Raw genomic sequence first — 11,412 nt, forward strand, 5'->3', positions numbered from 1 at the left:
GCCACCCTCTTCCAGGAGGTACCGCGTACCGGGCGGCACGGCGATCGTGAACCGGGAGCCGGCCGCGGCGGACGGTGCCGCCACGGCCGTCCCGGGGAGCGCTCTCATGACCGCGGACGGGACAGGGCAAGAAGGTTCGAAAGTCGGTGGTTCGACGTCAACCGTGCGACTTCGGCGCGGTGGAACGGGCGCGAACGTGGCGCCAACTCCAGACCAGCAACCCGAGCAGGAAGAGTCCGGACAGGATCAAGCTCGTACCGGTGCTCCATCCGGCCAGAGGCAACCACCGCACGAGGCCCCACACGACGCCCACCGCGACCAGCGCCAAGCCCACCGCCGCGGACACAGCGATGCGCAACGGCGATGCGACGCTGTCCTCCGCCGCTTTCAAGGCGCGGTCGCGAACCGGATCGACGTAGCGCTCCAGTTTCGGGAATTCCGAGGCGAGAGTGATCAGGCCGGCGAGCACGAGCAGCAGCCCTGGACCCGGCAGCACCAGCAAAGCGATCCCGACGAGGAGCAGCATCACGCCCAGCACGACCACGCCCAGCCGCTTCATCGCAACCTCCTTCGTCACCTCCAGTGTCTCGGGCGCGGCTCACCGCCACATCTCGGACTGCCGGCAACGCGTGAGGTCGTTCAGCCACTTCGGCATCGCGCCGCGGACGAGTCGGTTCCCGTACCGCAGGACGTGCCATCAGGTCGTCACACGAGCGGGCCGGCGCCGCGCAGGAACTGTGCGACAGCGGTCTCCACGAGTGAGTCGAGCAGTTCAGGTTTGACGATGTTGCCGTTGATGATCGAGGCGATGCCCTGAAGAGTCGCGAACAGGACGATTCCGATCCGCTCGGGGTCACCTGCCTGCAGGGCGCCCTCCGCCTGCCCCTGGAGGATCAGATCGTTCATGAGACCGAACGGCCCTTCGGCAGCCTTCATGATCCGCGTCGCGTCCGGCCGGTGTTTGCTGGTGTACATCAGCTCGATGAGCGCGGCGTTCTCAGTGGCGAAACGGGTGTAAGCGGTCATCGTTTCGCGGACGCGCGCGGGGAAGTCGCCGTCCGTGCCGGTCATCGCGGCGCGGAGGGCCGCGTCGAGACGGGCGAAGCCGGCCTCGGCCAGAGCGTCGAGCAGGGTCTGACGGTTCGGAAAGTGCCGGTGCGGCGCGGCGTGGCTGACGCCGAGCTCCCTGGCCAGATCGCGCAGCGCCAACTTGTCCGCCCCGGACTCGCGCAGACCACGCTCGGCCGCTTCGAGCAACGCGGTGCGGAGGTTGCCGTGGTGGTAGGGCCGCTCATCAGTCGCTCCAGACATGGACCGATCCTACCAGTCAAGTTTGCGTTGCCAACATTGTTGACACCGCCTACTATGTAGCCCATGCCAACATTTACCTCCTCGGCCGTTCCCCCGCAGACTGGGCGCACCGTCGTCATCACAGGTGCGAACAGCGGAATCGGCCGCGCCGCCGCCCGCACGCTCGCAGCCAAGGGCGCGCGCGTCGTGCTCGCCGTTCGCGATCTCACCAAGGGGCGAGCGGCCGCGGCCACGATGGCCGGCCACGTCGAGACCCGGCAGCTCGACCTCGCGGACCTGGCCTCGATCCACGCGTTCGCCGATGGCCTTGACGGTCCCGTCGACGTGCTGATCAACAACGCCGGCGTCATGGTCCCGCCGTTCGCCCGCACCGCCGACGGTTTCGAGTTGCAGTTCGGCACGAACCACCTGGGGCATTTCGCGCTGACGAACCTGCTGCTGCCGCGGATCAGGGATCGAGTCGTCACGGTGTCGTCCAACGGGCACAAGGTGGGTTCGATCGAGTTCGACGATCTCAACTGGGAGCACAGGCCCTACCGGGCGATGTCCGCGTACGCGCAGTCCAAGCTCGCCAACCTGCTGTTCACCTCAGAACTGCAGCGACGTCTTGCCGAGGCCGGCTCATCGGTGATCTCGACGGCCGCTCATCCCGGCATGGCGGCCACGAACCTGCTGAAGCCCGCTGGCCGGCAACGGGTACGTCACCTCCTGGAGAAAGCGGTGACGAGACTTTTCGCGCAGAGCGACGAGGACGGTGCCCTGCCAACGCTGTACGCGGCCGTGGCGGACGTCCCGGGCAACAGCTACGCGGGCCCGAGCGGGTTCATGGAGGGACGAGGCGCCCCGACGCTGGTCGGTCGCTCGCTCAAGGCGCAGGACACCGACGTGGCACGCCGTCTGTGGGAGATCTCCGAACAGCTGACGGCGGTCAGCTTTCCTCGCCGGTCCGTCCAGGTCGGAACGGACAGGTGAGCCGAGTCCGGACCAAGTACGGCATCGACCTCTGCTTCGTCCGCGACGACGTCGCACTCGTGGCGACAGCCGGTGAGGACGGCCGGCAACTGCTCGGCGCACACCAGCCGCACAACCTCGCGGCCGCGACGCACACCGCGTGGGTTCAGTTCGCCAAGTCCGGCGAGCCCGGCTGGCCCCGCTACGAAGCCCGCGAACGGGCAACGATGGTGTTCGACACCCGTTCGGCCCTCGTGTCGGATGCGGCGGGCGCGGAACGCCGCGCGTGGCAGAGCCGTGAGCTGCGCGGGATGTGACGCCGTCCTGAGAACATCATTCTCTGAACCTGCGAACGAAGGACAGCGGTGACGGGTACCTACCTGCGTTACGTGGCACTCGGGGACAGCCAGACCGAGGGCATGAACGACGGCGACGAAGTCCGCGGGTATCGGGGCTGGGCAGACCGCCTCGCCGAACAACTCACCGCAGCGCAACCGCGGCTGCGGTACGCGAACCTCGCGGTCAGGGGACGAGTCACGGGCGAAGTCCGCGCAGAGCAACTGCCCACAGCGCTGAGCCTGCGCCCTGACCTCGTCACCGTGCTGGCGGGGTTGAACGACCTGCTGCGGCCCCGGTTCGACGCCATCGCGGTGGCCGGACATCTGGAGAGCATGTTCGAGGCGCTGACCGGAGCCGGTGCGCGCGTCGTCGCCTTCACGCTGCCCGACCCGGGACTCCTGGTGCCTGCCGCACGCGGACTCACCCGGCGAGCACAGGACTTCAACGGCCGCGTGCGGGAGGCCGCCCGCCGACACGGTGTCACCGTGGTGGACCTTTCGGAGTACCCGATCTGCACAGACCCGCGGTTGTGGAGCGCGGACCGGCTACACCTCAACACGCTCGGCCACACCCGCCTCGCCTCAGCCGTCGCTCACGCGCTGGACCTGCCGGACAGCGACGATCTGTGGACCAATCCTCTTGATCCGCAACGGAAGCTTTCGACGTGGCAGCGCGCTGGAGTCGAACTGCGGTGGGCCGTGAGCTGCGTCGGTCCGTGGCTCCTGCGGCGTGCCCTCGGCAAGTCATCCGGAGACGGACGCACCGCGAAACGCCCCACCCTCGCCCCTGCGCGTCGATGGCCGGAGCCCGACTCGGTTCTCTGAAATGTGTGCATGCCGGCCGCCGTCTCGCACAGCCGCACGATCCTCCGCCGGACCAGGTGTCAGCTGATCGTCAGCTGCCGCACCGCGGCGGTTCCGGCGTACACGTTGAGTCCCACCCGTCCCGCGCCGTAGGTCGTGTCGACCGCGTCGATGACCGGTGAGGTGCCGCGGTCCAGCCAGACCTGGATCCGGGAGCCCGTCGCCTGCACCTTCAGGTGGTAGGTGCGGCCCTGGACGATCGGCGTGGAGAAGGTCGCGATGTCGCGGCCCGGGCGCCACAGCTTCACCGCGCCACTGGCGTCGATGTTCGCCGTGTAGCCCGCGCCATCGGCACCCGCGCGGAACGTCAGGCCGGCCGCCACCCCGTTCACGACGGACAGGTCGCCCTCGTAGACGAGGTCGGACGCGGTGCGGTCGCTGAGGTAGAAGGCGTCGCCGGAAGCGTTGGCGCGCAACGAGTCCGGTGTCGCCGTCCAGGTGCCGCCGACCGCCGTCCACGGTCCGGACGCGAACGCGGCGAACCCGGACGGGCCGGTGTTCAGGTTCTGCACGGTCGCCGTGCCGCGGTAGACGTTCGCGCCGAACCGGCCGCTGGAGTACGCGGTGTCGGTGGCGTCGATGATCGGCGATGTGCCGTGGTTGAGCCAGACCTGGATGCGCGATCCGGTCGTCCGCACCGTCAGGTGGTAGGTCTGACCCTGCGCGATCGGCGTGGAGTAGCTCGCGATGTCACGGCCGGGCCGCCACAACTTGACCACCCCGGCCGCGTCGATGTTCGCCGTGTACCCGGCACCCTCAGGCGTGGCACGGAAGGTGAGACCTGCTGCCTGCGCCGTGTCCAGGCGCAGATCTCCCTGATAGGTGGCGTCGCCGGCCGTGCTCGCGCTCAGGTAGAACGAGTCGCCGGGCGCCTGTGCCCGCTTGCCGCCCGCCACGTCGGTCCACGAGCCCGCGGTGGCGTGCCAGGGCCCCTGGAGGTTGCTCTCCAAAGTGGACTGAGCGGTGCCCCAGCTCGTGCTGAGCCGGGTGAACTTCGCGTCCTTCAAACGCACCTGGCCGCCGTTCGCGAACAGCCTGATGCCCTGGCTGACGGCGGCGGAGTCGAAGTTCACGTTGTCCGCCACCGAGAACAGCCCGTCGCCGCTGAAGACCTCCAGCTGGCCGCGGTCGACCAGCAGCCGCACGCTGACCTCGTCGCCGGTGGGCTGGAAAGGCCTGCCGTACAACGTGCCCGCCGCACGGTTGTAGGTGACGGTCCGGTCCGCCGTGCCGTCGGAACGGCTGTGCAGCGCGAAGCCGAACTCCTGGGCCGTCGCACCACGCAGGTCGAAGCGCGCGGTGATCTCGTAGGTGTCGGCGAGGATTCCGGCGAACGGGTTGTTGGTGGCGGTCACCGCGGTGTTGCGCCAGGTGCGGGTGTCGGCGCGCAGCGAGTCCAGTTCGGCCACCGGGGTTCTGGTGATCTTCGGCCCGTCCGGCGACCCGACCAGGCCCAGCGCCACCGGGAACGTCGCGTTGCCGGTCCAGGAGTCACCCCTGTTGCCGCCCTGCCAGGCCATCTGCACCACGCGGCCGTCCGGCGTGTTGTCGAACGACTCGGCGGCGTAGAAGGTCCCGCCGGGGTACGTGGTGCCCAGGTTCATCTTCTTGGGTTGCGGCCGGTCGGTGCGGAACGTCTTTCCGTCGAACGTGCCCACCACGTACTCGCTCGTCGCGGACGTGAGGACCCACTGCGGCCTGCCGTCGAGCGGCAGCACGAACAGGTCGGGGCACTCGAACAACCAGTCCGCGGCGTAACGGCTGGCGAACGTCCACTGCAGAAGGTCGGGCGAGGTGTAGATGTCCACGCCATTGCCGCCGCGGTTCGACCAGACGACCATCACCCACTGCCGGCGGTCGGCGTCCCACACCACGTTGGGGTCACGGCTCTCCTCCGGGATCTCGATCTGCTTGCGTCCGCCGTCGTACGCCTGGAAGCTGCGGCCGTTGTCGTTGCTGTAGAAGACGCTGACGCCGTTGGTGTTCGAGAAGACGACGATCGGGTCCAGCGCGCCGGTCTTGAGGCCCGAGGTGTTGAACCTGTCGACGATGCCGCCGCCGGAGAACAACGTGCCGGGGTGCACGCCGGGTTCCAGCGCGATCGGTTTCTGGGTCCAGTGCACGAGATCCGGGCTCGTGGCGTGACCCCAGTGCATGGTGTCCCACTCGAGACCGTGCGGGTTGTGCTGGTAGAAGAAGTGGTAGAGGCCGTTCGCGAACACCAGCCCGTTGGGGTCGTTCATCCACCCCGACTGCGAGCTGAAGTGGAACTGACCTCGGAACGGCTCCGAGTAGGTCGTCGGCGCGTACGGGAACTCCGCGTAGTCCGGCGCGGTGCCCGCCGAGGCGGGCCCGGCGGGAACGAGCAGGGCGAAGGCGGTTGCCAGCACGACCAGCAGCGCACGCATGACGAGACCTCCGGGACAACGTTGTCAGCCGTTGGTCACCGTGGCGCACCACCCGCAGGCGTCACAACCGCTCTCTGGGTGAGAGCGTTCCCATCCTTCTGGACCCGCGGGGTGCGGGCGAGCACCTGGTAGGCGGAGGCCGCGAGCAGGGCGAGCACGGCGATGGTGATCGCCATCGGCAGCGCCGAGTGGCCGTCGCCCACGCTGACCAGCGGGGAGACGAGCGCGGCGAGCGCGAACTGCGACGCTCCCAGCACGGCCGACCCGGTGCCCGCGGCGCCCCGCACCGCGTCGAGGGCGAGTCCCGTCGCGGGGCCCGCGATGAAACCCAGGGCCGGGACCAGGAAGAAGATCGGCACGACGAGCCAGGCCGCGCTGATCGGCAGGAGAGCCAGGAGCAGCAGCGTCACGGCGGCGGTGAGCAGCCAGGTGGTGCCGATGGCGAGGATCTGCCGCGGGGACCGGCTGCGCAGCAACCGGGAGGCGACCGTGCTGCTCGCGATCAGGCCGAGTGCGTTGAGCGCGAACAGCATGCCGTAGCCGACGGGGCTCAGCCCGATGACGACCTGGTAGAGGAAGGGCGAGGCCGAGATGTAGGCCATCAGCACGGCGAACGAGAGCACGAACGTCGCCGTCGCGGTCAGGTAGGCGCGCCGGCCGAGACTGCGGAAGCCACCGCCGTGCGCCGAGCCACGGCGTTCCCTGGGATGGGTCTCGCGGACGAGCGCCGCCGATCCGGCGAGCATCGCGACGGCCAGACCGGCCAGCACGAACAGCACGCCCCGCCACCCGATGCCGTCGACCATCAGGCTGCCCAGCAGGGGCGCGACCACCGGCGCCACGCCGGTCACGGTCATCATGAGGCTGAACGCCCGCGCCGCGGCACGTCCGGTCACGAGGTCGGCGATGACCGCGCGGCCGATGACCATGCCCGCCGCGGCGCTCACGCCCTGGACGAGCCGGGCCACCAGCAGGATCGCGATCGTGGGCGCGACGGCGGCGAGCAGGCTCGCGGCCACGAACAGCGCCGACCCGACCAGCAGAGGCCCGCGCCTGCCCCACCTGTCCGAGACCGGGCCGAAGACGAGCTGACCGGTCGCGAGCCCCAGCAGGAACATCGTGAGGGTGAGCTGGATGGCGGTGTCGCTGGTCTCCAGTTCGACGGCCATGCGCGGGAACGCCGGCAGGTAGAGGTCGATGCCGAACGGGGCGACGCTCGCCAGCAGGGCGAGCACGAGCAGCAACGGCACGGGAATGGCACTGCGTGACGGCGAGTTCACCACTTCTCCTGTCAGATGATAGCTATCAGATGACAGCAAAAGTAACATGGGTCGCGTGGATGAGGACGAGAAGGCCCGTTTGTTCGAGCTCGCCGACCTGATCGCCGCGGTCGGCCGCCAGATCCACGCCTCCAAGGAGTCGCTGAACCGGGAGTCGTGGACAGCGGGCGACATCGCCGTGATGCGCTACATCGACCGCAACCCCGGCACGTCCGCCCGCGCCGCCGCCGAGGCCACCCAGCAGATCTCCAGCAACTTCAGCCGATCCCTGCGCGGCCTGGAGAACAAGGGCCTGGTGCACCGCGAACCCGACCCGGAGGACGCCCGGCGCGTGCGCCTCTACCCCACCGAACGCGCGCAGGAGAACCTCCGGCGGCTCAGCGACCTCTGGAGCGACCTGCTCGATGGCGTCGTCACCGACCGGGCCGAGGTGGACGCGACGATCGCGACGCTGCGGCACATCGAGACCAAGCTCGCCGAGAAGGCCCTCGCCCGGCCCGACAGGTGATCAGGAGAGCACCGCGTTCAGGCCGCTCGCCTGCGTGCGCCAGTCCACCTGGTTGGGCGTGCCGCCGGCCCAGCGCTGGCCGATCCGGTTCAACGGGTCGCGGTCGTTCGCCCAGACCGAGTCCGACTGCTGACGCGCGAACCGTGGGTAGGTAGTGGAGTTCACGGCCCTGGCGAGGTCGTTCAGGTAGCGCAGGAAGATGCCCTTGAACTGCTTCTGGTTGTCGTCGCAGGAGTTCGAGCCGATGTCGCACGACTCGGTGAGCACGCCGCCGCGGGTGAGCACGGGGCTGGCGATCGCCGAGTCCGCCAGGCGTTTCGCGGTGTCGAGGTACCTGGTGTCGCCGGTCGCGCGCCACACCTCGACGAAACCGCCGATGCCCAGGCCCTGGTTGTAGGTCCACACCGTCTGGCCGTTGTTGCGGCAGTCGCCGGTCAGCCCGTCGTTGACCAGTCCGGACGAGCCGATCAGTCCGCTGTTCAGGTACCAGTCCGCAGCGGTGCGGGCGCGCTGGAGCCACACCGAATCGCCGGGTGTGCGGCGGTGGATCGACGCGGTCAGCCGCAGGTACTGGCCGTTCGTAACGGCGTTCTTGTAGGTGCGCTCGCGGTCCCACCAGACCCCACCGCCGCACGTGCGGATGTCCCAGTACTGGTGCACGTACGTCGCGATGGTGGTGGCCATGGCGAGGTAGCGCTGGTCGCCGGTGTGGTCGTAGGCGGCCACCCAGGCGAGGCCCCACCAGGCGCTGTCGTCGATGGAACGGCTGATGAAGTCGCCCTCGATCGGGTCGCTGCTGCGCTGTCCCGCCGCGAACCGGCCACGGTTCACGTCGAACGTCCGCGCGATCACCCAGTCGTAGTCCCGGATCCCGGAGTCCATCACCGCGGTCAGCGTCGTCGCCGAGTTCCACCAGCTCGTCGGCCACCACGCGGCGGACGGGTCGTAGGAGTACAGGAGTGCGTCCGCGGCGGCGCGCGCCCTCGTGGGAACGGGTCGTGCCCACGCCGTGCAGCTGCCTTCCTGGTGGGCTGCTTCCCTGCCGCACGCCCGCACGGCGCCGCCGTAGTGGCGGCCGCGCGGGTCCCGGGTCGCGACCATGCTCGTGCGCACCGAGTTCGCCCCGGTGGGTGTCGCGGTGCGGCCCAGCGACGAACCGCCTGGCCAGCTCGCGCCGCTGTCCCAGGAACGGTCGAGCCAGACCTCGTCGCCCGGCCCACCCGCCTCGATGCTCGCCCACGCCATCGCGTTCGCGTCGGTGTGCAGCCGGATGACTCGGCCGTACAACGTGGTCGGCGGCACCGGCTGCACGTCGCCGTTGGCCTGGCCCGCGCTCGTGCGGTCGCACAGCACGTCGCACACGGTCGGGTAGATCCAGTCGGTGCAGGTCACCGCGGCGGCGTCACCACACGCGCGGATCAGGCCGCGCCGATGACCGACGGGATCGGTCACGTTGTACATCAACGTTCTCGTGCCCGTCCACGAGCCGGGAATGCCCGCCCTGCCCAGCAGACCCTCCCAGCTCGCGCCGCCGTCCCACGACCTGTCCAGCCACACCGAGTCGCCGGCGACACCGTTGTCGATGCTCCCCCACGCCATGCCGTCGCGGTCCGACACGTGCAGCACCAGCCGCCGGCCGTTGATCTGCCTCTCCGGCACCGGAAAGATCTCCTGACCGGCCTTGGAGGGATCGAGGGTGTCGCACGAGAGCACGCACACCACGGCGGCCGCGACCACGGGCGGGGTGCTGGGCGGTGCGGAGGGAACCAGCGCCACCAGGAACGCCACCAAGAAGTTCAGCACACCGACCACACCCTCGCGTCCGTGGGAACGCTCTCATGGTCTTGGGTGCGGCACGACCCGGTCAACGGCGCGATCGATTGATGTCCTGGACAGGATTTCTAGCGGTCGACCGGCATCACTCCGTGGCCGAAGGGGAAGAGCGGGTCCTCGTAGCCGGCGACGTCCTCGGGGTGGCGGCGCACCTGTTCCATCGAGCGCGGCAGGTCGAACGGAAGCCTGCCCCGCGGCGGGCACACGCCCGTCAGCGCGTCGACCAGGGCCTCGTCGTTGGTGCCGTAGCTGACCACCAGCGTCGACGCGACCTCGAGCAGCGGGGTCAGAACGGCCGGGCGGTCCAGCGTCACGTCGACGACCAGCGGGCACGCCGCGGCGATCCGGGCCAGGCGTGAGGCCAGGCCCGGCTGGAAGTCCAGTGAGCCCTGGTGGAACCACGACTCCAGGAACAGGTCCGACCGCGGATCGAACGGGGCCATCAGCCGCACGAGCGCGACGTCGGCCTCTTCCGGTGTGGCGACGACGGTACCCAGGCGCGCGGCGGCCTCGGGCGAGACGTTCTCCACGTAGATCTTCAGGCCCTGCGCCAGCGGCAGACCTGCCGCGCCCGCGCCTACCTGCAGCACCGTCACCGACTTCGCCTGCGCTGCATGGCCCTCGTCGCGGAAGTCCTGCCGTCCCACGACCTCCGCCGCCAGGTCCTCGTCGACGAACGGGTCGTCGAAGAGGCCGAGGAGGAACTTGACCTCGAGCAGCCTGCGCGCCGACTCGTCGATCCGCTCCTCCGTGACACGGCCCTGCGCCACCAGTTCGAGCAGGACCTCGACGCATTCCTCGCCACCGAACTGGTCGGCTCCTGCAGCGAGGATGAGTTCCATGCGTCCGTGCGCGTCGAGGTGTTCGACGCCCCAGGCGCGCGCGGGGAGCACCTTGTCACCGACGTGGTTGTCCATGACGAGTTCCCAGTCGGTGAGCACCACGCCGTCGAACCCGAGTTGCTCGCGCAGCATGCCGGTGACGACCTGGCGGTTGTAGCCGAAGCCCACCTCCTCGATCGCCTCACCGTCCACCTCCAGGCCGACGGGCATGCCGTAGTACGGCATCACCGCCGCCGTGCCCGCCTCGATGACCGCGCGGAACGGCGCGACGTGGTCGTCGAACCGTCCGCCGGGATAGACCTGCTCACGGCCGTACGGGAAGTGCGCGTCCTCGCCGTCCTTCTGCGGGCCGCCGCCGGGGAAGTGCTTGCTGGTGCAGGCGACCGATTCCGGGCCCAGCGACGGGCCCTGGAACCCCCGCACGTACGCGACGGCGAGTTCGGCCGTCAGTGCGGTGTCCTGCCCGAACGTGCCGGCCTGCCGCGCCCACCGAGGTTCGGTTGCCAGGTCGATCGCGGGGTGCAGGGCGCAGCGGATGCCGGCCGCGAGGTATTCCTGGCGCGCGATGTCCGCGAACCGTTCCACCAGCGCCGGATCACGCAGCGCGGCGAGGCCCAGCGACTCGGGCCATTGCGAGAAGGCCTTGGCGCTGAACGAAACACCCGCGTTCTCGATGAACGCGTGCCGCGGGTCGGTGGAGATGGTCACCGGGATTCCGTGCGGCGTGCTCTCGGCGATGAGCTGGAGGTTGTTGTACCAACGCGCAGCCATGCGGGCGTCGTCGAGCGCGTGCACGTTGAAGTGCGACAGGTGTTTCTGCTTCACCACAACACTTGTCGGCGACTTGCTGATGTCGCCGGGCGCCTCCTTCACCGTGCCGTCCGCGCCCGCCTCGATGACGGTGTGGAACAGCAGGCCTGCCTTCTCCTCCAGCGTCAGGCGCCCCAGCAGGTCCGTCACGCGTTCCGCCACGGGCAGGCGTGGATCCTCGTAGGGGTCCATGACGCCGTTGCCGTTGAGGTCGCGGTACTCGACACCGTCCTCGGAGATCAGCCTTACGGGCCGCATGCCTTTACC

10 protein-coding genes are annotated in these 11,412 nt (G+C 69.5%); 4 read left to right on the forward strand and 6 right to left on the reverse strand.

What is annotated here, in order from left to right; translation table 11 throughout:
• Window positions 1-157: 157 nt before the first annotated feature.
• Together ACIRG5_RS00455 and ACIRG5_RS00460 are read right to left on the reverse strand one after the other, a co-directional pair.
• The gene (locus ACIRG5_RS00455) at window positions 158-559 is read right to left on the reverse strand and encodes a PGPGW domain-containing protein (RefSeq protein ID WP_402897930.1); all 402 of its coding nucleotides are present in this window, start codon (window positions 557-559) and stop codon (window positions 158-160) included.
• Between the two features lie 146 nt (window positions 560-705).
• On the reverse strand, window positions 706-1,257 hold the full coding sequence (locus ACIRG5_RS00460; RefSeq protein ID WP_402897933.1) for a TetR/AcrR family transcriptional regulator: 552 nt from the start codon (window positions 1,255-1,257) through the stop codon (window positions 706-708).
• 117 nt (window positions 1,258-1,374) lie between these two features.
• Here ACIRG5_RS00460 and ACIRG5_RS00465 point away from each other — a divergent pair, with 117 nt between their 5' ends.
• Genes ACIRG5_RS00465 through ACIRG5_RS00475 form a run of 3 tightly spaced genes read left to right on the forward strand, consistent with a single transcriptional unit; the run spans window position 1,375 to window position 3,425 of the window.
• Complete coding sequence (locus ACIRG5_RS00465; protein WP_402897936.1) at window positions 1,375-2,283, forward strand: oxidoreductase; 909 nt, start codon at window positions 1,375-1,377, stop codon at window positions 2,281-2,283.
• Entirely contained in the window at window positions 2,280-2,579 is a 300-nt protein-coding gene (locus tag ACIRG5_RS00470) for a hypothetical protein (RefSeq protein WP_402897939.1), read from the forward strand. The genes ACIRG5_RS00465 and ACIRG5_RS00470 overlap by 4 nt, the downstream gene beginning before the upstream one ends.
• Window positions 2,580-2,627: 48 nt before the next feature.
• Window positions 2,628-3,425 (forward strand): SGNH/GDSL hydrolase family protein, encoded by a 798-nt coding sequence (locus ACIRG5_RS00475; protein WP_402897942.1) that lies wholly within the window; start codon window positions 2,628-2,630, stop codon window positions 3,423-3,425.
• A gap of 59 nt (window positions 3,426-3,484) precedes the next feature.
• Here the strand turns inward: ACIRG5_RS00475 and ACIRG5_RS00480 are convergent, their stop codons facing one another.
• On the reverse strand, window positions 3,485-5,872 hold the full coding sequence (locus tag ACIRG5_RS00480; protein ID WP_402897945.1) for a glycoside hydrolase family 32 protein: 2,388 nt from the start codon (window positions 5,870-5,872) through the stop codon (window positions 3,485-3,487).
• A gap of 35 nt (window positions 5,873-5,907) precedes the next feature.
• Entirely contained in the window at window positions 5,908-7,152 is a 1,245-nt protein-coding gene (locus ACIRG5_RS00485; RefSeq protein ID WP_402897948.1) for a multidrug effflux MFS transporter, read from the reverse strand.
• A 55-nt stretch (window positions 7,153-7,207) separates the two neighbouring features.
• Between ACIRG5_RS00485 and ACIRG5_RS00490 the strand changes: the two genes are divergently transcribed.
• On the forward strand, window positions 7,208-7,660 hold the full coding sequence (locus ACIRG5_RS00490; protein ID WP_402897951.1) for a MarR family winged helix-turn-helix transcriptional regulator: 453 nt from the start codon (window positions 7,208-7,210) through the stop codon (window positions 7,658-7,660).
• Here the strand turns inward: ACIRG5_RS00490 and ACIRG5_RS00495 are convergent, their stop codons facing one another.
• Together ACIRG5_RS00495 and ACIRG5_RS00500 are read right to left on the reverse strand one after the other, a co-directional pair.
• Complete coding sequence (locus tag ACIRG5_RS00495) at window positions 7,661-9,463, reverse strand: glycoside hydrolase family 76 protein (protein WP_402897954.1); 1,803 nt, start codon at window positions 9,461-9,463, stop codon at window positions 7,661-7,663.
• A 98-nt stretch (window positions 9,464-9,561) separates the two neighbouring features.
• Complete coding sequence (locus ACIRG5_RS00500) at window positions 9,562-11,403, reverse strand: glycoside hydrolase family 3 protein (protein ID WP_402897957.1); 1,842 nt, start codon at window positions 11,401-11,403, stop codon at window positions 9,562-9,564.
• Window positions 11,404-11,412 lie beyond the last annotated feature (9 nt).

The sequence above is a fragment of the Lentzea sp. NPDC102401 genome (genome assembly GCF_044765805.1).
GTDB classification, from domain to species: Bacteria; Actinomycetota; Actinomycetes; order Mycobacteriales; family Pseudonocardiaceae; genus Lentzea; species Lentzea sokolovensis.

Coding starts and splice junctions, on each gene's coding strand:
- ACIRG5_RS00455 (WP_402897930.1), bottom strand. CDS start 559: ATGAAGCGGCTGGGCGTGGTCGTGCTGGGCGTGATGCTGCTCCTCGTC.
- ACIRG5_RS00465 (WP_402897936.1), top strand. CDS start 1,375: ATGCCAACATTTACCTCCTCGGCCGTTCCCCCGCAGACTGGGCGCACC.
- ACIRG5_RS00500 (WP_402897957.1), bottom strand. CDS start 11,403: ATGCGGCCCGTAAGGCTGATCTCCGAGGACGGTGTCGAGTACCGCGAC.
- ACIRG5_RS00480 (WP_402897945.1), bottom strand. CDS start 5,872: ATGCGTGCGCTGCTGGTCGTGCTGGCAACCGCCTTCGCCCTGCTCGTT.